The sequence below is a fragment of the Paenibacillus sp. sg306046 genome, from assembly GCF_059821225.1.
In genome coordinates, this window is record NZ_JCAMRT010000039.1 from 1 (window position 1) to 20606 (window position 20606).

General features: G+C 48.6%; 17 protein-coding genes and 1 pseudogene. 3 read left to right on the forward strand and 15 right to left on the reverse strand.

Going from position 1 to position 20606, the window contains the following annotated elements; translation table 11 throughout:
* Positions 1 to 31 precede the first annotated feature (31 nt).
* Both AC6ROY_RS24160 and AC6ROY_RS24165 read right to left on the reverse strand, forming a co-directional pair.
* On the reverse strand, positions 32 to 685 hold the full coding sequence (locus tag AC6ROY_RS24160; RefSeq protein ID WP_500103121.1) for a hypothetical protein: 654 nt from the start codon (positions 683 to 685) through the stop codon (positions 32 to 34).
* A gap of 944 nt (positions 686 to 1629) precedes the next feature.
* Positions 1630 to 3249 carry a xylulokinase gene (locus AC6ROY_RS24165; RefSeq protein ID WP_500103122.1) on the reverse strand — a complete coding sequence of 540 codons (1620 nt, stop codon included), beginning with the start codon at positions 3247 to 3249 and terminating at the stop codon, positions 1630 to 1632.
* 179 nt (positions 3250 to 3428) lie between these two features.
* On the opposite strand from AC6ROY_RS24165, the gene AC6ROY_RS24170 reads away from it, so the two are divergent.
* Together AC6ROY_RS24170 and AC6ROY_RS24175 are read left to right on the forward strand one after the other, a co-directional pair.
* A complete protein-coding gene (locus tag AC6ROY_RS24170; protein ID WP_500103123.1) occupies positions 3429 to 3845 on the forward strand; it encodes a transposase in 417 nt (138 codons plus the stop codon).
* Entirely contained in the window at positions 3779 to 4513 is a 735-nt protein-coding gene (locus AC6ROY_RS24175; RefSeq protein ID WP_500103141.1) for an IS3 family transposase, read from the forward strand. The genes AC6ROY_RS24170 and AC6ROY_RS24175 overlap by 67 nt, the downstream gene beginning before the upstream one ends.
* Positions 4514 to 4568: 55 nt before the next feature.
* Here AC6ROY_RS24175 and AC6ROY_RS24180 read toward each other — a convergent pair whose 3' ends face one another.
* Both AC6ROY_RS24180 and AC6ROY_RS24185 read right to left on the reverse strand, forming a co-directional pair.
* On the reverse strand, positions 4569 to 5288 hold the full coding sequence (locus AC6ROY_RS24180; protein WP_500103124.1) for a response regulator transcription factor: 720 nt from the start codon (positions 5286 to 5288) through the stop codon (positions 4569 to 4571).
* Between the two features lie 472 nt (positions 5289 to 5760).
* Positions 5761 to 6504 carry a class I SAM-dependent methyltransferase gene (locus AC6ROY_RS24185; RefSeq protein WP_500103125.1) on the reverse strand — a complete coding sequence of 248 codons (744 nt, stop codon included), beginning with the start codon at positions 6502 to 6504 and terminating at the stop codon, positions 5761 to 5763.
* A gap of 234 nt (positions 6505 to 6738) precedes the next feature.
* Here AC6ROY_RS24185 and AC6ROY_RS24190 point away from each other — a divergent pair.
* Positions 6739 to 7017 (forward strand): annotated as a pseudogene (locus AC6ROY_RS24190) (YfbR-like 5'-deoxynucleotidase); the annotation flags it as partial.
* Between the two features lie 114 nt (positions 7018 to 7131).
* Here the strand turns inward: AC6ROY_RS24190 and AC6ROY_RS24195 are convergent.
* From AC6ROY_RS24195 to AC6ROY_RS24245, 11 genes are all read right to left on the reverse strand, one after another.
* Positions 7132 to 8616, reverse strand: a complete 1485-nt coding sequence (locus tag AC6ROY_RS24195) for a sensor histidine kinase (protein ID WP_500103126.1) — start codon at positions 8614 to 8616, stop codon at positions 7132 to 7134.
* Complete coding sequence (locus AC6ROY_RS24200; protein WP_500103127.1) at positions 8607 to 9353, reverse strand: response regulator transcription factor; 747 nt, start codon at positions 9351 to 9353, stop codon at positions 8607 to 8609. Before AC6ROY_RS24200 ends, AC6ROY_RS24195 begins: the two co-directional genes overlap by 10 nt.
* Positions 9354 to 9515: 162 nt before the next feature.
* Positions 9516 to 10388: a hypothetical protein gene (locus AC6ROY_RS24205; protein WP_500103128.1), complete on the reverse strand. Its 873-nt coding sequence runs from the start codon at positions 10386 to 10388 to the stop codon at positions 9516 to 9518.
* A 35-nt stretch (positions 10389 to 10423) separates the two neighbouring features.
* Positions 10424 to 11581 carry a copper amine oxidase N-terminal domain-containing protein gene (locus AC6ROY_RS24210; protein ID WP_500103129.1) on the reverse strand — a complete coding sequence of 386 codons (1158 nt, stop codon included), beginning with the start codon at positions 11579 to 11581 and terminating at the stop codon, positions 10424 to 10426.
* Positions 11582 to 11687: 106 nt separating this feature from the next.
* The gene (glmM, locus tag AC6ROY_RS24215) at positions 11688 to 13046 is read right to left on the reverse strand and encodes a phosphoglucosamine mutase (RefSeq protein ID WP_500103130.1); all 1359 of its coding nucleotides are present in this window, start codon (positions 13044 to 13046) and stop codon (positions 11688 to 11690) included.
* Positions 13047 to 13070: 24 nt separating this feature from the next.
* Complete coding sequence (locus tag AC6ROY_RS24220; protein WP_500103131.1) at positions 13071 to 13832, reverse strand: sugar phosphate nucleotidyltransferase; 762 nt, start codon at positions 13830 to 13832, stop codon at positions 13071 to 13073.
* Positions 13833 to 13856: 24 nt separating this feature from the next.
* Complete coding sequence (gene glmS / locus AC6ROY_RS24225) at positions 13857 to 15686, reverse strand: glutamine--fructose-6-phosphate transaminase (isomerizing) (RefSeq protein WP_500103132.1); 1830 nt, start codon at positions 15684 to 15686, stop codon at positions 13857 to 13859.
* A 31-nt stretch (positions 15687 to 15717) separates the two neighbouring features.
* On the reverse strand, positions 15718 to 17073 hold the full coding sequence (locus AC6ROY_RS24230) for a nucleotide sugar dehydrogenase (protein WP_500103133.1): 1356 nt from the start codon (positions 17071 to 17073) through the stop codon (positions 15718 to 15720).
* A gap of 32 nt (positions 17074 to 17105) precedes the next feature.
* Entirely contained in the window at positions 17106 to 17921 is an 816-nt protein-coding gene (locus tag AC6ROY_RS24235; RefSeq protein WP_500103142.1) for a response regulator, read from the reverse strand.
* A 32-nt stretch (positions 17922 to 17953) separates the two neighbouring features.
* Positions 17954 to 19402 (reverse strand): glycosyltransferase family 2 protein, encoded by a 1449-nt coding sequence (locus tag AC6ROY_RS24240; RefSeq protein WP_500103134.1) that lies wholly within the window; start codon positions 19400 to 19402, stop codon positions 17954 to 17956.
* A 15-nt stretch (positions 19403 to 19417) separates the two neighbouring features.
* A complete protein-coding gene (locus AC6ROY_RS24245; RefSeq protein ID WP_500103135.1) occupies positions 19418 to 20587 on the reverse strand; it encodes a HEAT repeat domain-containing protein in 1170 nt (389 codons plus the stop codon).
* Between the last annotated feature and the right edge of the window lie 19 nt (positions 20588 to 20606).

Genomic DNA, 20606 nt, shown 5'->3' on the forward strand with positions numbered 1-20606 from the left:
CAGCAGTGGATCGCCGGTTTGCCCAGCTACATCAAGGCTTATTTGCCGATTTCAAGCTGCGAAAGTTGAGTTTTAATAAATCTTCTACATTTACTGGTGTGGGCTCAACGTTTGCAACCCCATTAACTCTCCTGTTGTAATACCATGATGAATGTCCACTTAATTTGTTAACGTCAGGAAATGTAGAGTTTTCAATGATTGTAGCGTTAACTGTGTGTTTTTGAAGTTCTAAATCTTTTGCAAACATAGGGGCAGCATAACATATCATCGCTCTCCCCTTTAGATTTACGTCTAGTTGCTCTAAAGCTTGTTGTTGATGGTTAACTATGTCGAATTTGTAGCAGTTTTTACCAAACATGTATGGTTTCATCTTAGAAGGTGTTGCACCAATCTGTGACCGTTTAGCTTGAATGAAAAGATTCAGCTTAAATGACGGCAATTTCTTTTTTCTAATTCTCTTTGACCAGATATAACCCCATTTATATCTAGGTAGCGAAACACCGGGTGGCATGATATTAATACCTAGTTGCCTCCATATATTTACATCATTTATGAAAATACATCTATCAACACCAATATGTTTTTCGAAAGCTTGCCCTGGTTGCCATAATAAATTTGTATTCCTTTCAAGTTGATTATATAGAGGACCTTCATATTCCTTTTCTTCAAACTCACTGCTTTTCATTACTTTACCCCTCACTTCTATAACTGAGAATTTCACTTAATAATAAGATAATATTCTTTTGAATGACCCAATGGGTTTCTAAATGATTCTTAGTGGACAAATATTATTTCAAATAGTGTAATGTATTCAACATATTACAACAAATTCCTCCAGAAAATTACAACCACCCAAGAATTTCTCTGGAATCCTACTAAAATCGAATGATAATAGTTTGAATACATCTCTTTTATTGCGTTCTCGTTACTCGTACATACTACATTCACTACTGACTATAACCTTAAAAATTTTTATTATGAGTAGTTAAGAAATAGTTAAGTGAAAGAAACTTGGGCGAAATTTTATTCTCTAAGATTTCTTCGCCTATACGCAAAAAAACACCTGATTACGATTCAGGTGTTATCTAGTGCTAATCAATTAATTTCGTCAACAATCAGTCAACTCTACTATTTTCTAGCCTCTGTTTCACACTTCCGCGCCATCTGTACTACTCTCCAAACCCGCTCCACCACTGAAATCTCAGCCATCTGTAGCATTCCTCACCAACAAAGCCACCGATTCTACGTGCACGGTATGCGGGAAGCGACCGCTTTGCCGCGGCTCTGTTGCAGCTGCTTAATATCGCATCGAATCAACGTTCTTACAGCCAATTATCTTTGTACTCTGTTTCGTTGGCCTACTTTATCTCGAGCTCGAACTTTAGCAGTTGAAAAAGGAAATGGGCAACATAAAGACCCTTCACGGTAAAGGAGTAAGCCTGATACTGTTCGCAGAAGCCCCTTTGCGCTGACTTTGCCACCCAGCGTGGCCCATCCAAACCCATGCCCGACAGAGCGGCTTTCCAAGCCCACTGCGAGTTTTCCCGAAAAAACTTGCCGTTACTTAGGGTACGGTTCATCGTATCCTCTCGAAAACGAAATCATTTTCTGTTAATCCCTCTATTTTTATTATTCCCTTTTACTCCAATTTTCCACAAAATAATCTACTGCTGCCTGCTCAATTGCCAGCCCTGCCGTGTAACGTTCCATAAACAAGGCAAAGCCATTCACATCTGCGCTGTCCGGATAAACCTCTTGTCCTTCTGCATCGTTGAATACTCTTGTGGTAAGGTAATCAGGCAAGCCCTCGTGCTGCGCCTTATTAACCATATAGGATGCCAGAATGGCCATCCCCCATGCGCCGCCCTCACTGGCTGTTGGCATGACCGAGACGGGAACATTCAGTGCTGCGGCACATATTTTTTGAACGACCAGCGGCGTTTTGAACAATCCACCATGCGCCAAAATACGGTCAATTTTTATTTGCTCCTTCTGTGTCAAAGTATCCATCCCGAGCCTTAGTGCAGCAAACGCGGTAAACAGTTGTACTCTCATAAAGTTAGCCAGATTGAAGTGGCTTTGTGGAGAACGAACGAACAGCGGACGACCTTTTGCCAGCCCGGTAATGTTCTCGCCTGAATAGTAGCCGTAGCTCAGCAAGCCACCGCCATCAGCATCTGCTTCCAGAGCTTTGTTGAACAAGACGCTGAATAACTGTTTCATATCGGGTTTCAACCCCATTGCTTCATAGAATTCACGGAACAAGCCGAGCCAAGCATTAATCTCGCTGGAGCAGTTGTTGGCTAGAACCATAGCGACAGGGCTGCCTTCAGGTGTAGTTACGATGTCAATCTCAGGGTACACCGTGGATAAATTCTTCTCCAGTACAATCATGGCAAAAATCGACGTACCTACGGAAATGTTGCCTGTACGCTTTTTGACACTATTCGTAGCGACCATGCCTGTTCCGGCATCCCCTTCTGGAGGGCATAGCGGAATGCCTGCCTGCAGGCTGCCTGATGGATCTAATAGTCGGGCACCGGCTTCATTGAGATACCCAGCATGTTCTCCTGCAATATAAACTTTAGGTAAAATATCTTTAAGATCCCACGGGTAATCTTTATTGGCAATTAAATCGGAAAACTGCTCCACCATAGCTTCATTATATTGCTGTGCAGATTCATCAATTGGGAACATACCAGAGGCATCCCCGATACCAAGAGCCCTACTCCCAGTCAACAGCCAGTGAATATAACCCGACAAAGTCGTAATATAATCTATGTTATTGACATGCTCTTCATCGTTCAAAATCGCTTGATACAAATGTGCAATGCTCCAGCGCTCTGGAATTTTAAATTGAAATTTCTCGGTTAGCTCCAATGCAGCTGTACCTGTTGTGGCATTGCGCCATGTACGGAACGGAACCAGGAACTCCCCCGCTTGATCAAGTACAATATAGCCCTGCATCATGGCAGAACATCCGATTGATCCGATTTTTTGTAATGTTACCCCATAATTATGCTCAACCTCTTGCTTTAATTGGCGATAGGTTTCTTGCAACCCGATTATCATTTCATTGAGATGATAGGTCCAATAACCATCAATCAGTTGATTTTCCCACTCATAGCTGCTGGAACAGATTGCTTTAAAATTGTAATCGATCAGTACAGCCTTGATTCGTGTGGACCCGAATTCGATACCAAGCGAGGTTTCTCCCCTGACTATCGCTTGTTTAATATTTTGATCCATAATGGTGTTGCTCCTCTCTGAATTTGAAATTATACCCAGAATAGCAATTAATACTTAGTTTGTCCAGCAAACAAACTAAGTTGTATGATAAACAGCAGCTTTATTGAGCTATCCTACCTGGAGTGCTACGATAAAAATGCAGTCGAAAAACCCCCTCGTTTGAAATAAAATGAACGCAGATGAGGGGACGGGAGACAAGGAGTCGATACGACAAAGCATTCAAAGAAGAAGCAGTAAGATTGAGCGATGAAATTGGACCAAAGAAAGCCGCCACACAGTTAGGCGTGTCCTACTACACGTTGCAGGATTGGAGAAAACAGAGAACTCTGCACAGCAACGGAGCGTATATTGGGAACGGACGCGCTTATGCATCTGCCGATAAGACTGCGCGTGAAATCGAATTAGAAAGAGACATCAATGAGTTACGCCATTCGAATGAAATTCTTAAGGATGCCCTTGGTTTTTTCGCAAAAGACCAGAAGCGTTACATGCAGGCCAGCTATATGCTTACATCCGTGAAAGACGGCATCTGTGGACCGTCAAAGAGAGGTGTGATGTGCTTGCTGTCAGCGAGTCGGGCTATTCCCGTAGCCTGAAGCCTACACCCAAACAAGAGCGGCAGCAACTTCTTCGGGTCAGAATCAAAGACATCATGGGAGAACATGAAGACAACCGAAATTACGGTGTCCAGCGTATTCTGCTGGCACTGTCACAAAGAAAGATTAAGATCAGCTATAGCACTGTCTACCGAATCATGAAGAAACAGGGGCTGCTGAATAAGGCCAAGCGTCATCCAAACGGCATGACACGCGAGGATGCTGAAGCTCAAAAAAGCGAGAACCTGATTCATAGAGACTTCAACGCTTCAGCACCCAACCAAAAGTGGCTATCCGATATCACCGAAGTTCCTTGTGCAGACGGCAAGCTCTATCTGTCGGCGGCATTGGATTGCTACAACGGCGAGATCGTGGGCCTTGTTAGGGACGACAACATGCGCAAGGAGCTCTGCATCCAAGCCTTTGAGAGCGCCTGCCAAGCAAGAAGTGCTCGCAGCATGATTTATCACAGCGATCGAGGCAGCCAATTTACGAGTCATGCATACCGTGAGTGTCTAGCTAAACGAGATGCCATTCAGAGTATGAGCAGCACGGGGCGTTGCTATGACAACTGCGGATCTACACCACTAATCCTGGGGGCTGGCCACCAGCTATTTATCGCGAAAGAAGGCTGTCCCAAGCAGCTTAGTAACGGGATTTCAGTATGAGGGTGTTTTCAAACTGCACTTTTCTTGACAACTCCACCAACCTTTAACGCTACGTTCACGCTTGCAACACACTTCTGGCAACCAGCATATATCCGGCCCCCCGAATCGTAATGATTCTCTCAGGATTGGCAGGGTCGACCTCGATTTTTTTTCGTAAATTACTGATGTGTACAGCGACTGTTCTCGTATCCTCCAGACTCTCCATTCCCCAGATGAGCTGAAACAACGTATCGACACCGACAACACGATTAACGTTTTGTGCCATATAGGACAGTAAACTGAACTCTTTTTTCGATAAAAAGATGGTTTCACTACCCATGTTGGCGGACTGTGCGTACAAATCCAGCGTCAAACCCGGTAACTCCAGCAATTGTTCCCTTCTGCCCGTCGACACTCTGCGAAGATGAGCCTTGATCTTGGCCATGAGTACTCCAGGACTGAACGGCTTGGTCACATAGTCGTCGCCGCCATAGGATAATGCGCTGATTTTCACCTCGTCTTCCTCACGACTGCTTAGAAACACGATCGGCACACTCGTATAGCTACGCGCGTTCATGCACCAATCAATGCCGTTTTCATTAGCCAGCAATACATCCAGTACAATCAAATCCGGCTCGAAAGACTTAAGCAGCTTCATGGCTTCTGTCCCGCTATGACTGTAGGAGGATATGAAACCCTCCCTCTCGCAATACACCTGCACAATCTCGCATATATGGGGATCATCATCGACGATCATTATTTTGTGAGTGTCTACCACATCGTTACCTTCCTTCATTTACAATACAAGGAAGCGAACCAACAACAACGGCAGCAGCTATATATAGCAAGATCGTACGAGAGCCGAATCGGAGAATATCTCTCATCATAAAAACCGACCCCAATCTACAAGATGCGTGAAAAGTAAGTTGACTATCTAATCATATCATCATTCATAGAAAACGTCGTGCCCTGCAAATATCTGCGAGGCGTTGAACACAAACATCACGATGAGATCCTTTTTTGAACGTAAGAAAAACCGTCCACCCCGGACGGTTCATTAACGTGCAAACCCAAGTTTTAAGCAAAAGAAGGGAACCGGTAACGAAGACTAACCGATGCAGATCACTGCGGTAAATTCAACTGCCGTTTTCTTGCCCAACAATGTGGCGTCTTGCTTACTTCCCATGATTTTGAGGGGCCCATAGCCTCCACTTCTTTCGTTAACCTACAATAAAGGGATTGCCCTTTAAGAGCAATCCCAGTATAGCTTATTCTTTTGCAGCTACAACCATTATTTCAATTTCATCTATATTTATGCTTTGACGCTTCTCCCAGTTCCCCAATGTGCCGCCCCAAATGTTCTCAACCTTCAACCCTGCCTGAGCAAACATCTGTTTCAATTCGAACGGGAGGTATCTTCGTTCCTTTACTTCGACCTGCTTTTTTCCTTCAGGCAAATCCCATTCATCCATATAATGTTCTACCATCGTCACAGGATTAAACCTGCCGGAATCAACATCCTCCTGAGTAAGGTTGCGAATTTTCGAATAGGCATTCAAGGTTGTAAGTATGAATCGACCCTTTGGTTTCAATGCGTCCGAGATATTTTTAAGAATCGCCAAGTCATGTTCGATCGGCTCCTCATCTCTGCCAACTAAACCAAACGCTCCCTCACAAAGACAGATTACCGCATCGAACTTCTCTGTTGGTGTGTATTTCACAGCATCACAATGAACCCATTCAACATCCACATTCGTTTCTGTAGCCATCTTCTTGGCTTCCAGAAGCATACCTGAGGATATATCAACTCCTGTGACCTTGAATCCACGCTTAGCCAGTTCGATGGAATGTCTTCCTGTGCCACACCCTACATCGAGAATGTTGCTTCCTTCAGGAAGTCTCAATTCTTCAACTACAAAATCAACTTCCGAAACGGTGTTCTTGGTAAAACCATTATTCATGTAATGAGGTGCATGTACATCAAAAAAAGATTCCCAATTATTCTTATTCAACTTGTTATACCTCCATGTTATGTGAACCACGGAAGCACATCAATATCTCATCGTATAAATGTAACTTCCGTAGTTAAGATTTGTTTATTTCCCTCTTGCAGATATACGAACAGACTTTTCATACTGCATCTCTCCCTTTGTATAAGCTATCTAAAGCCTAGTATTAACTTCCAATTTTTACAATGGTGAATTTAGTTATAATGATGATTTCCCAAAGGCTGTACGTACATGACTTTCAAGAAATCATTGCATGACAAACACAGGTTAGAAGGAAGAATCTTGGAAGTCGCTGATAAACTCGATCAGATCTATGAGGCCTTTATTGAACTGCAGCTAGGAAATACAGAGAAAAAATTCATCACGATGTATCGAAATGCCCTTATCAAAATCAAAGGGATCAAGCTCCACTGCGTGGACTATTTTCTTCAGCATATTTTGCCCGATATTGTTCATGCAGGCTCAACTTCTTCTATCAATATTGAGCAGATTACAAACGAAGCCTTGGCGTCATAAAGCCCCGAATCACCCAGTCTATGAACTTGTATTCATTTGCTTCCAGAAAAAAGAAAACCGCAGAAAAGGAGCTCTCCTTTCTCTGCGGCCTTTCTATAACTGGGTGAATACGAGCTATCCAACAGCATCCAAATCTCCCAATCCCAACGGACGCACATGCCGACGACTGTCATAAAGCGGAATTCTGACTTCAAAGGCGCTTCCGATCCCCAGCTCGCTTCGCACGCGAATGCTTCCATAGTGAAGTTCGACTAGCTCTCGCACAATGGCAAGCCCCAGACCGGATGAGCCTTTATGCTTCACGGGTCTGCCTCTCTCCACTTTGAAGAAACGCTCCCAGATGAGCCCTTGATCCTCCGGTGATATACCGATTCCCGTATCGGTTACCGTGATGAGGACACACCCTTCCGAGGGAACCGCCATTGCCTTCAATTCGATCGTTCCGTTCTCGGTAAACTTAATTGCATTTTTGATCAAATTGTTTAAAATTTGTTCCAGTCGATCCGGATCGGCGTGAGCCTGTGGCGAATGTTCATCCACAAGGCAGTGAATGACCGTCCCGCGGAGTTCGGCCTCCGGCTGGAATTTAAAGGACAGCTTGGACAGCATCGCCTGAACGTCAACCGCCAGCCATACAAGGTCAATTTCCTTATTTTCCAGCTTCATCAAATCGGTAATATCATCGACCAGCCGGTTCATATGAAGGGTTTCATTATACAGGATCTCGTAGTATCTTTCCCGCGCTCCTTCTTCAATCAAACCATCCTGAAGGGCCTCCAAAAAACCCTGCATCGCCGTAAGCGGCGTTCGCAGTTCATGGGAAACATTGGCCAAAAAGTCATGCCGCAGCTGATTCAGCTGTCTCTTTTCGAGATCAACGCGCGCAAGCTGCTCCACCATGTGATTAATAGTCGTCGCCAGCTCACCAATCTCGTCTTTTGAGTCGATTTGAATTCTCTCGCTGTAATCACCGACAGCAATCTTGGCTGCCGCCTTGTCAATCTGTTGGATAGGCCTAGTAATGGACCAGGATAAATAGGAGGATACACCAAAGGATAAGAATATACCGAGAAGGGTAACCCAAAGGATGGTTTCTCTAAGCTGAGCAATGGTCTCATTCATTCCTTTAAGAGGCGCGTGCAGGACAATACCGCCGTATACGTCGTTGTCCTTTCCCCATGGGACGGCGATCGAAAGCATGCCTTCCTTGAAGCCTTCGGATTGATTCCATGTGGCGGGTTCACCACGCAGGACTTGGTTGATCACTTCCGTGCTGACGATCTTGCCTGCGTTCACCTCATCCTTGGAGGATGTAGTCACGATCTTTCCGTTCAAGTCAAATATCCAAATACGCGAATCAAAGGCTTGATCGAAAAAGCGCAGCTGCTCCTTAAATCCATCACTCGGTTCCATCTGATTTTGAATGGCCAAATTAACCTGCTTGGCTTGCCGGATCATCTCATTATTTTTGGAGCCCACGATATAACTCTTGGCAAACAGCGAAATCACGAGCCCCACCGCACATAGCCCCAGAAGCACCGTAACGATGGAGCTGGTCAACATTTTGAGGAAAATGCTTTTATTTGGATTTAGATACATGCTTCTGCCTCAAACTTATAGCCCACTCCCCAGACCGTATGAATGCAAACCTGATGACACGGACTTAGCTTTTCACGAAGTTTTTTAATATGAACGTCCACCGTTCTCATATCGCCTAAAAAATCATAGCCCCACACCTGCTCCAGCAGCTGTTCTCTCGTAAACACGCTGCCCGGAGATTTCGCAAAAAATGCGAGCAGTTCAAACTCCTTGGGTCGCAGGTCGATCTTCATACGCCCCGCGAGCACCTCTCGGCGGGTCACATGAATGACCAAATCATCAAACTCAAATTGAGAGGTCGCATCCGCCTCAATCATCGGCTGTCCCTTCTGCATTCTGCGAAAGATCGCTTTAATGCGCGCCACCAGCTCCCTCGGACTGAAGGGCTTGGTCATATAATCGTCGGCGCCCAGCTCAAGGCCCAGCACCCGATCAAACTCATCGTTCTTCGCCGTCAGCATAATGACCGGCACATCGTAACGCTTGGTAATCTCCCGGCAGGTTTCATAACCGTCGAACCCAGGCATCATCACATCTAGTATCACGATATCAGGCTTAACTTCCGCTAACATGGTCAGAGCCGAGATGCCGTCAGGGGCTTCGATTAATTCGATAAGCTGCTTACGGAAATAGAGCCGGATGATTTCTCTCACATTCGGATCATCATCCGCAATCAACACTTTCCAAGGCACAAGCGGTTCACACCTTTCTATGATCCTCTCATAGACTTCTGACATCCATGCTTTTTTAAGTGGGTAGCCTACGAAGTATTATTTATATTACATTTATAAGTCACCTAATAATCCCTAAGAAATGGTAACAAAGCAACTTCAATGATATACGTTCTGATAGGCTCAAAAAAACCCTCTAGTTAGATAGAGGGTTTTACCTGAATATTCTTACCACGACGATAGTGCCGTTCTTTTCCATGTGTTAGGCGCCACACAAACATAGACATATCCGTCATCCCAGGCCATCTCCCCCACTGCTCCGGGGGCTGTAGACGAGGCTGGCGTCATAGATTTCCTGATGCGGATGCTGTCATCACTGATGTCCAGCTTGGTCTTGGCATCCGAGTTTCCAATCCCGATATTGCCGCTGCTGCGGTTAATCGTTAACGGACTGTCCAGTGCTTGACCGTCATCCGAATAACGGATAATTTGCAGATTGGAGCCGGCATTGCCTCCGGTTTCCTCGGAGGAATCTGCACGCATCGACCAGCGAGGCGTCGTGACATTGCCGTTATCCGATTTGGCCCAAGTCAGATCACGATTGACGCCGCCCGTTCCGGCAATTCGTAGAATCCCGTCCATCACATTGAAATTAGAGGAATGCGTACGAATGTCTGCCACATCCTGGTCGAACGGAATTTCCAGACGCGTAAACAGTTCATTCGCGTTTTTGCCGTCAGGCGCCATTGTCGTTTCGAATGACATGTGATTATGATCATGCTGTTCGGGGTTATTCGCTTTGGCATGAGCGATGATAGCTGCCTTATCTTTTCCACTTTCATCCAGCCAGGCAATGGCCGGCTTCGCTCGGTCTTTCGTCCACTGAAGCCGAATGAGATCTGACAAGTGGCCTTCCGAAGAGATCCACTGCTTATCGGTAGAAAGATGAATCCGATCATTATGAGGGACCTGAAAGCCTCCTCCCGGTAAAGACGATTCCTGAAAGGTACCGGCCGTTACATGGGCTCCTGCGAAGGCCATCCCTGAGACACCGAGCGCCGCACCAGCCAGCAGAGAGATCACCAAACCCGTCATTTTCATTGTTCATCCTCCTCCTTCTTGTTCATCGAACCCGTTCAACGATTAGCGTTCAATAATTCGACCCATCTCACGTAATCATGGACAGCGATGCCGATATAGCTCGGATAAGGGGAGAGGCTTTCCTTGACCTGTTTCAATTCCGATTCCATAATTGAAGATTTCGACTTATAAAAGGTCGTATAATCGGCTTCCTTACTGGGCAGCGTATCCACGGCAACAACCGCCTTTTTCTTCAGCGTCGCTGCTTCCAAAAGGATGGACTTGGCGCTGGCAATAATCCCGTTGCTGCCGAGTGCCTGATTACGATAAGCCATAATGACCACACTGTCCGCCTTCTCCAGCAGCCAAGCGCTAAAGGAGTAGCTGGTTCCCGGAACGGTACTTCTGTTGATCCAAAAAGGAATATCGAAAGCCATCGTCATGCTGCGATCCGCTCTTCTCACTTCCGATTCAATGAATCTGACCGTATCCATCCACCGTTCGAGCACCCAGGTCTGATTGATCTTCCACATGTCCAAGGTGTAAGGTTCAATATCAAAGTGGAAGCCTTGGAAGCGTTCCAGAGCATCTGCCGAAGCGTTATATTGCGTAACCGCTGCAATCCATTGCCGGATATAGATATGGTTATAGTCATAGATCCAATCCGATTTTCCGGACAGCGCCTCAACCTTGATGCCCAGACCACTCGCTCTGCGGATGAAATTCCGGTAAACGTCCTGACCCGGGTACGTTTCATAGCGCAGATAGATGGAAGTCAGTTTTTGGTTCACCGCGAACTGGAGGATGCTGTCACCATTTGTCTCAATCAGCTTGCTGTCCCAGATCCAAGTGGACCTTTGCGCTTTGTCTGCCGAAGTTATCAGTACCACATTCCGTTCTCCCACCCAATCGACATCGGCCCCGAGGCTCTCACCAACCGCTCTCAACGGAACCATGGTTCGGTCATTGTTAAGGACAGCCGGAGCATTTAATTCCACCTGCTTGCCGTTGACCGAAGCCTTTTTTTCACCGATGGTTAATACCGATGTAATGCGCGGACTGCGAAAGGTTACCTGTTCCAGAGAACGATCCCATTCCACCTCAGCACCCAGTTTTTCGGCTATTTCCCTTACCGGTACTATCGTACTACCCGTCTGTTCATCGACATATGGCTGGGCATCTGTAAAGGCTATCTGTTCCCCGTTGACCTTCACCTCAATCTCCGTAGTCAGAGAGTACGCCGAGGGGAACAAAGGAACGCTTGTTAATATTTGCACAAGGACCAGGCATGCAATCGTCTTTCTTATAGGGACTGACGGATTAAACCACGCTATATTCAAGCTCTTCCTTGACCACCTCTACAATGCCTTCAACATATCCGGACAACGCCCTTTCATCCGGTCCTTCCGCCATCACACGCACCAGATTTTCCGTGCCCGAAGGCCGCACCAATACACGGCCGCGGCCGGCCATCTCACTTTCCACTCGACGGATCACGGCATCAATTCGGCGATTGCCTTCCAGCTTGTATTTATTTATCACGCGTACATTAACCACCAGCTGAGGGTATTTGACGACAGGGGACACGAGCTCGGACAACGGCTTGCCTTCTTGAAGCATCACTTGCAGCAGCTGAACGGCCGATAACAGGCCATCCCCTGTAGTCGAATAATCCAGTAAAATGAGATGTCCGGACGATTCACCGCCCAAGTTATACCCGCCATTCCGCATCGCTTCCATGACATGCCGGTCTCCAACCTTGCTTGTTAACCGGTCGAGACCGATGGTTTGCAGCGCTTGGTGAAGGCCTAGGTTGCTCATGACGGTAGAAACGACGGTGTTGTGACTCAACCGACCCTGCTTGGCCAGACGAGCGGCAAGGATATAGAGGATTTGATCCCCGTCCAAAATTTCGCCCTGTTCATCGACTGCGATCAGCCGGTCCGCATCACCGTCAAACGAAAGTCCTGCATGGGCTTGATGCTCCCGTACAGCCTTGCACAGATGCTCCGGATGCGTTGAGCCGCAATCCTGATTAATATTTAAACCATCCGGCTGATGATACAATAGAACCGTCTCTGCACCCAATTCGGCGAACAACTGCGGAGCTAGTAAGGAAGCCGCTCCGTTCGCGCAATCAAGCACGATCCTGCAGCCTGACAGCGGCGCCTCAGCCGTCGACTTCAAGTAGCTCACATAGTCCAGCGCGCCCTGCAGATCATCGCGCATGGTGCCAATATCGGCCCCCGTAGGGCGGGAAATCCGATGCTCTTCACCCTGCAGGCGGCTCTCGACTTCCGATTCCCACGCATCCGGCATTTTGAAGCCATCCCTGCCAAAAAACTTAATCCCGTTGTCCTCCACCGGATTATGAGATGCGGAGATCATCACCCCTGCATCCATGTCTGAATGCCGTGTGACAAAAGCCACACCCGGCGTCGGCAGGACGCCCAGCCTTACGGCATCTGCCCCGGCGGATAACAAGCCGGCGGTCAATGCCGCTTCCAGCATGAGCCCGGAAATGCGGGTATCCCGTCCGATGGCAACGGTGGGCCGACTGCCTTCACAGCTGCGCGATAGCATGTAGCCAACGATAAGCCCTAACTCAAAGGCCAGCTCTGGCGTTAAGTCGCGGTTGGCAACCCCTCTGACTCCATCCGTACCGAAAATAGCACCCATATCAGCACTCCTCCCTATGACTCGTTATGCAAAAATCCCCATGCGTTCATAGAAGGCCCGGTTCGCTTCCTCCAATTGTTCAGGGGTGTTAATCCCCATCACCTCTGTGGGGTCCTCGAGGATGATCGCCTCGAATCGCTTGTGGCCACCGGAAATCCTCGTCTGTCGCATCACCTTCACGATATCGGTCAAGTAGTACTCCTGCTGTACATTGTCATTGGTAATGCCAGGAAGCGCTTGAAACAGTCTTTCATTATCGAAGCAGAAAATCCCTGTGTTGATTTCGTTCATCCGTTTCTGCTCAGGAGTTGCATCCTTCTCTTCAATAATTTCGACAACTTCGCCGCTGGAAGGGTCTCGGATAATTCTTCCATAGCCGGTTGGATCTTGAACGATCGCGGTCAGCACTACGCCAGCGCTTGTGTTGGCCCGCTGGGCCGCCAGCAGCCGTTCAATGGTGGAAGACCTGATGAGGGGCGTATCGCCCGTAAGCACCAAGGTCAACCCGCTGCGGTTACGGAGCAGATGCTCAGCCTGAAGAACGGCATGCGCCGTTCCAAGCTGATTCTCTTGCTGGGCGTAGGTAACCCGCGTTCCCAAGCACTTCTTCACCAATTCCCCCTGATACCCGACCACTGCTATAATCTGGGTGACAGGCATCGCTTCCAGCTTGTCTACCAACCGGCCGATCATCGGTACGCCTCCGACGGGATGAAGCACTTTGGGCAGCTCCGACTTCATCCTTGTACCTTTTCCTGCAGCTAACAGAATAGCGAAGGCTTCCATGTGGTTCAGCTCCCCTCCGGATGGTTATTCAACCGTCACACTTTTGGCCAGGTTGCGCGGTTTATCAATATCGTTCTCCAGGGCCAAGGAGGCGTAATAGGAGATTAACTGAAGCGGTACGACAGCCAAGATCGGTGCCAACAGCTGGAGGGTTGGCGGGATGAAGCAGATTTCATCAACCGCGTTAAGCAGTCCCACATTGCCTTCCACCGTAATCCCCATCACATGTGCCCCACGGGCCTTGACTTCTTTAATATTGCTAACTGTTTTCTCGTACAGATCCAGATGTGTAGCCAGCGCAATCACGGGCGTATCCTTCTCGATCAGCGCCAATGTGCCGTGCTTGAGCTCTCCAGCTGCATAAGCCTCTGAGTGGATATAAGAGATCTCCTTCAATTTTAAAGAGCCCTCCAGCGCAACGGCGTAGTCCAAGCCCCTTCCGATAAAGAACAGGCTGTCCGCATCCTTGATTGATTCCGCATACAGCTTCACTTCGTTGGCGTTCTCCAGCACCTTCTCCACCTGAACGGGAAATGATTTCAAGCCTTGGACCAGCTCCTTATGAAGCTCGGGAGACAGCGTCTGTCTTTCCTGGGCCAAGTAAATGCTGAACAAATAGAAGGCGAGCAGCTGAGCGGTATACGCTTTAGTCGATGCTACGGCAATTTCCGGGCCGGCCTTCGTGGCGATGACGTAGTCCGCATCTCGCGCAATCGAACTGGTTGGCACATTGGTAATGGCTAATACTTTGGCGCCTTGCCTTCTGCTCTCTTGCAGCGCAGCAAGCGTATCTGCCGTTTCCCCAGATTGGCTCACGACGATGACAAGCGTTCGATCCGTGATGATCGGGTCACGATATCTGAATTCCGAGGCGATATCGCACTGCACCGGAATTCGCGTCAGCTTCTCAAGGACGGTGCTGCCGACAAGTCCGGCATGATAGGCGGTGCCGCAAGCCACGATAAAGATTTTATCCACCTGCTTGAACGCGCCTGCCGCGTGCGCCAATTCCGGGAAGCTCACTTCATCCTGGTCGTTGATGCGCCCGAGCATCGTGTTGCGCAGTGTTAACGGCTGTTCGTGAATTTCCTTCAGCATGAAGTGCTCGAACGGCCCCTTCTCCACCTGGTCTGCGCTCCAGTCAATATGCAGCAGCTCACACTTCGCCGGCTCCCCTGTCTCGACCTTCGTGATGGAGACGCCCTGCTGGGTCATAACGGCCAAATCGCCATCCTCCAGAATATATACCTCGCGGGTATGCTCAATCACGGCGGAGATATCCGAAGCTATGAAGGATTCTCCCTGACCCGCACCAATCACAAGCGGACTCGATTGTCTGACCGCGACAAGCTTATCCGGCTCATACTCCGTCATGACGCCAAGCGAGTAAGCCCCTTGCAGTCTCTGAATGACCGCACGCATGGCGGTGACGATGTCGCCCTCGTAATGCTCGGCAAGCAAGTGTGCAATCACCTCGGTGTCGGTCTCGGAAGCAAAGGTGACTCCTTTTTGCTCCAGCTCTTTCTTGAGCTCCATGTAGTTTTCCACGATGCCGTTATGCACGACCGTGAATTTGCCCGACATATCCGTATGTGGATGGGAGTTCTCATCCGACGGTCTGCCGTGAGTCGCCCAGCGCGTATGCCCGATACCGACCGATCCTTTCAACGGCTGCCTATCCAGCTGATCCGATAAGTTGGCCAGACGTCCTTCCGCCTTGCTGATCCGGACCTGATCCTGCACCATTACCGCGATCCCCGCGGAATCATACCCTCTGTACTCCAGCTTGCTTAATCCGTTCAGCAGAATCGGCTGTACGTCTCGTTGTCCGATATACCCCACAATGCCACACATCGTTGTTTGCTCCTCTCTATGCTAGATGAGTTTAGACGCCTACGGCGAGCTTCACTTCTTGCTGACGAATACCTGTACCCAATTTATAAATATTATCCGCTTGAATGTCTGCAAAAGCGTTGCGCGTATCAATGATCGGCACTCCCAGCTCCGCGAGTTCGCGGTTATTGAAGCTGCGGTGATTTGTGATCAGCACCATGCAGTCATAGTGGGCAAACGCGGACAGATCATAGTCCATGGATTGTACCGTAACACCTTCTTTATCGCGGAAGGAGCTTGCATGCGGATCATAATAGTTCACATAAGCCCCGCTCTCCCGAAGAAGCTCGTACAGCTCCAGCCCCGGCGATTCACGGAGATCATCCACATCCGGCTTATACGCCATGCCTAGAATAAGAATCTTCGAATTGCGGATGGATTTGGCATACATATTGAGAACCTGCGAAGCTTTATACCGGACATACTCCGGCATATTATCATTGATGGATTGCGCCAGCTCGATAAATTTGCTGTAGAAGCGGAATTCCTTGGCTTTCCAGGATAAATACATCGGGTCCAGCGGGATGCAGTGACCGCCGATGCCAGGTCCCGGATAGAAGGGCATGAAGCCGAACGGCTTCGTCGACGCTGCCTTAATGACCTCCCAGACATCAATGTCCATCTTGTCGCACATCATGGCCATTTCGTTAATGAACGCAATGTTAATACTGCGGAACGTATTTTCCAGCAGCTTGGACATCTCCGCTACCTTCGGCGAGGAAACAGGGACGACGTCCTTCACGACATGGCTGTATAAGGTTACGCCGAGGTCGATGCACGCTTCCGTCGTACCCCCGATCACCTTGGGCGTATTATAGGTGTTGAATTTGGGATTACCCGGATCAACCCGCTCGGGCGAGAAGCAGAGGAAGAAATCCTTGCCCACCTTCAGTCCTTGTGCTTCCAGCTCGAACTGGATGAGCTCCTCCGTCGTTCCCGGATAGGTGGTGCTCTCCAGGATGATCAAGGCTCCGCGCTTGAGATTTTTCTTGATCTCCCGGACTACACTCTGAATATAAGAGGTATCCGGGTCCTGGTTCTCACTGAGCGGAGTCGGTACGCAGATGCTGATCGCATCCAGCCTTTGAACCTTATGGTAGTCGTCGGTCGGAATAAACTGGCCGGACTTGATCGCTTTCAGCACTTCTTCGTTCGGAACGTCTTGAATATACGATTGGCCGCTTTGAAGCGACTCTACCTTGCGGACATCGAGATCAATACCGTATACCTTAAACCCGCCCTTCGCCATCTCCATGCATAAAGGCAGTCCTACATAGCCGAGACCGATGACCCCGATTTCGGCCGTTTTGGTCTGAAATTTATATGTTAGCTGGTTATATGCGTTCATGATGATTCCACCCTCCTATGTGTTCTCGTAGATTAGCCCAGACGTGAAGCAAGCTTTTTAATTCTCCATTCCAGCTCCGAGATGGAGAAGGGCTTCGTCACATAATCGGATGCGCCCAATTCAAAGGCACGGTCCATACTTTTCGGCAGCTGCTTATCCGTTAGAACGATGACTTGTCTTTCACCGGCATAGTCTCTCTGGATTTTGTCGATCAACTGGTACCCGTCGAGAATCGGCAGGTTCAGCTCCGTGATCACCAGGTTAGGCATCGTTTTCTCAAATTTCTCGAGCGCTTCATTGCCGTCCTTCGCCTCTTCTACCTTGTAGCCGTTGATCTCAAGCCTCAGCTTGACAAACTCTCTGCTCACCTCGTCCGGGTCAGCGATAAGAATGGATGTAATTCCCTGCTGAACCCCATGATTCATGAACAGGTGAATATCGCGGCTCTCGCCTTTCCCTTGAAGCGTCGTATGGAGTAGCTCTGACATCGACTGTTCCGAGAGCTCTCCGCTCTCCGGGAAGCTGGCGACGACCATCTGACCTTCGAGCAAGTCTTGCTGCTCCAGAAATTCTTTGAGCACGAGCGATGCATAGTGGGTATGGATAAGCTTTTGCCCAGACAGAACGATGCCGAGAAGGCCGCTGGATTCCAAGTAGAAGCCATGAAGGGGTATCTCCGGCTCAAAGCCGCTCATATAGGACTGCATGTGTTCCAGCACCTTCGGGCCCGCCGCTGCGCATGGCGCAAGGATCATCCCGCATGGAGCCCCCTTTTCATAGAAAGCCTGAACTCGTTCTGCTAATTGCAACATCGCTTCTTGAATCGGATCATGAACCAATACCGCCATCTTCTCCACTCCTCTTGTTTTGTATGGGATTGCTATTTATTAAAGTTAGTACGGACCATCGTTCCCCACGAGTTGTTATTGCGCAGGAATTGGACATGTCCGTTTAACCTCCACCAAACTCCAACTTGCCGATAGCCTACAAACATCAGGAGAGAATACAAGATCATTTTGTTCAGGTCGCCCAGCTTGGGGTAACGACTGAAGGCCGCCTCTTCAATAAACAAGGCCCCCAGGCTTAAGGCAAAGCAGGAAAATAAATTGACTAACGAAAAGATAACAACGGTGTACCAATCCGTCATATTCAGCATCCAGTAGCCCAATATAGCGAGCAGGCCGCTGAGGCGGAAGTACGGATTCAATGTTTCAAACACGATGTTATAGGGAAGTGTCAGCATTCCGAATAGTTTGTATTTCGGGCGCAGCACCATGTGAATGCCTTCTTCAATCATATTTTTCAGATTTCCCCGCCCCCAGCGCTTGCGCTGGCTGCTCAAGATCCGGTACGAATCCGGGGCTTGGGTCCAGCAAACGGCATCCGGGCAAAACGCTACCCGGTATGGGATTTTATTCTCCAGGCAGTGACGGTGAAGCTTGATCACAATGTTCATATCTTCACCGGGGTAGCCCCCACGGTAACCGCCGACTGCGATGACCTTCTCCTTTTGAAACACGCCGAAGGCTCCAGAGATAATAATGAGGCCATTGACAGCGCTCCAGCCGATCCTACCGCCGAGGAAGGCTTTCGTATATTCGACGTGCTGCAGTGCCGGCAGCAGCTTACGAGGAAATTGAACATCCTTCACGATGCCGTCTTCCACGGTACAGCTGTTCACGATTCGAACATTGCCGCCAACGGCAACCGTCACCTCGGGGTTCTCCATGTAGACCCGGGCAATCCTCGTTAACGCATCCTTTTCGAGCAAAGAGTCCGCATCAATCGTTGAGATCAACGCGTAGTGGGAAAGGTTGATGCCTGCGTTCAGCGAATCTGCCTTCCCACCATTTTCTTTATCAACTAAATATAGATTGGGATAATCGGGATTATAGTACACCCCTCTGATTTTTCCGGTCTTAATGCTGCTGGAGTACACCGGATGAATGGGCTCCAGCTTGAATTCCTCAAGCATGCACGTCAAGGTCTGATCCTGTGAACCGTCATTGACGACGATCACCTCATATTCTGCATAATTAAGCGCGAGCAGCGACCTGACGTTCTCAATAATCGTTAACTCCTCGTTATAGGCCGGTACCAATAAGGAAACCGGCGGAAGCTGGCTGGAGCTGGATAGCTTATTAATCCGATTGTACTGGATTCCCCGCTTGAGCGAGAAAATATGCCGAATCGAAAATCCGAAGATGAAATAATAAAGCACCGTGACGAGAATGACGTAAAAGAGAGCGGCATAGCTGTAATAAAGCAAAAACTCCCTTAGCCCTTTCAGGAATGAATCTACCACCGTTTGATACTCGAAAACCCACATGTTTACGCAACCCTCCTATACGACACGATAGATACGTTTGGACTTGTGAAATATTTTGTCATAGGTATACATGAGCAGGTTATATTGCATGAGCTTATTCCAATTGTGCAGCTGCATAGACAGATGCTTGATCTCATCCTCAATCAGCTGCTGCATGAACTGCCCGCGTTCCGTACCTTGAACCGCTGCGGCGCTCTCACAAAGCGCCACCATACCTTCTTCTCCCAACCGGAGCAAGCCTTTGGCCGACGCATACACGATTCGCTGATCGGCATCACCCAGACTGGTTTTCATCAGCTCGACATAAGCCGAATTTTTGATGTCGGCCAACGCTTCTATCGTCAACCGGCGAATGGCGAGATTCGGATGACTCAGCAGCCTGCTAACGACGTTTCTAGGCAGCAGACGGGAGCTTTTCAAGTAAACGTCCACCGCTTTGACTTGAATGTCTTCATGCTTGGAATCCATGAGACGGAAGACCGCTGAGGCCGCTGCCGGATCGGTGTAACCATTCAACCCGATCAGCCCGATTCGAACGTAAGCTGGATTCTGATGACTCACATAGCCCGTATACAAGGAACCGGCATCCACTTCCGAATCGGCTATCATATTCACAATCAGCTCGTAGCACTTCTTGTTGTGCTGAAGCAAAATCTGAACCATCGCTTCGAGCTCCTGCTGGTCGCGGGCACACTTGGCTGCAGCCCGGGCGACGACAAACAGCGACGAATTGAGCGGATGCTCCTTTAACATGTCCAGTAAACCCGGCGCCGCCTCCTTCACCCGCATACATCCCAAGTGATACGCGGCATCCAGCTTCACCCGATAAGTCCGGCTGTTAAAGCGCTCCAGATGATGCCGCACGAGCCCCAGGTCCTGGCAAAGCCGAACCAGCTTGTACCGCTGTTCGCCCGAGAAGCATTCGATCATATCATGCAGCTTCTCCTGCATCGCCTCCCTTTCCACCGGGTTCATCGTCCAGGGAGGGACCCTTAACGGCTCCATCCCATCCAGATTGGCTTGAACATACGTCAGGTAATCCTTAAACTTCGTTTGAAACCGATCGTTCAGTTTTCTCCTTCTTATATTTCTCAGCTTGACGGCATAAATGATGACCATACAAGCCAGATTAAAAGCCAAAATCATATATAACGCTTGTATGGCTACATTCAGATTGGTGTACACTCCTTCACTCTCCTCTGCT

What these genes read in the sequence shown, in the direction of transcription:
- AC6ROY_RS24160 (WP_500103121.1), bottom strand. Translation starts at nt 685, where the DNA reads ATGAAAAGCAGTGAGTTTGAAGAAAAGGAATATGAAGGTCCTCTATAT.
- AC6ROY_RS24165 (WP_500103122.1), bottom strand. Translation starts at nt 3,249, where the DNA reads ATGGATCAAAATATTAAACAAGCGATAGTCAGGGGAGAAACCTCGCTT.
- AC6ROY_RS24170 (WP_500103123.1), top strand. Translation starts at nt 3,429, where the DNA reads ATGAGGGGACGGGAGACAAGGAGTCGATACGACAAAGCATTCAAAGAA.
- AC6ROY_RS24180 (WP_500103124.1), bottom strand. Translation starts at nt 5,288, where the DNA reads ATGAAGGAAGGTAACGATGTGGTAGACACTCACAAAATAATGATCGTC.
- AC6ROY_RS24195 (WP_500103126.1), bottom strand. Translation starts at nt 8,616, where the DNA reads ATGTATCTAAATCCAAATAAAAGCATTTTCCTCAAAATGTTGACCAGC.
- AC6ROY_RS24200 (WP_500103127.1), bottom strand. Translation starts at nt 9,353, where the DNA reads ATGTCAGAAGTCTATGAGAGGATCATAGAAAGGTGTGAACCGCTTGTG.
- AC6ROY_RS24205 (WP_500103128.1), bottom strand. Translation starts at nt 10,388, where the DNA reads ATGAAAATGACGGGTTTGGTGATCTCTCTGCTGGCTGGTGCGGCGCTC.
- glmM (WP_500103130.1), bottom strand. Translation starts at nt 13,046, where the DNA reads ATGGGTGCTATTTTCGGTACGGATGGAGTCAGAGGGGTTGCCAACCGC.
- AC6ROY_RS24220 (WP_500103131.1), bottom strand. Translation starts at nt 13,832, where the DNA reads ATGGAAGCCTTCGCTATTCTGTTAGCTGCAGGAAAAGGTACAAGGATG.
- glmS (WP_500103132.1), bottom strand. Translation starts at nt 15,686, where the DNA reads ATGTGTGGCATTGTGGGGTATATCGGACAACGAGACGTACAGCCGATT.
- AC6ROY_RS24230 (WP_500103133.1), bottom strand. Translation starts at nt 17,073, where the DNA reads ATGAACGCATATAACCAGCTAACATATAAATTTCAGACCAAAACGGCC.
- AC6ROY_RS24235 (WP_500103142.1), bottom strand. Translation starts at nt 17,921, where the DNA reads ATGGCGGTATTGGTTCATGATCCGATTCAAGAAGCGATGTTGCAATTA.
- AC6ROY_RS24240 (WP_500103134.1), bottom strand. Translation starts at nt 19,402, where the DNA reads ATGTGGGTTTTCGAGTATCAAACGGTGGTAGATTCATTCCTGAAAGGG.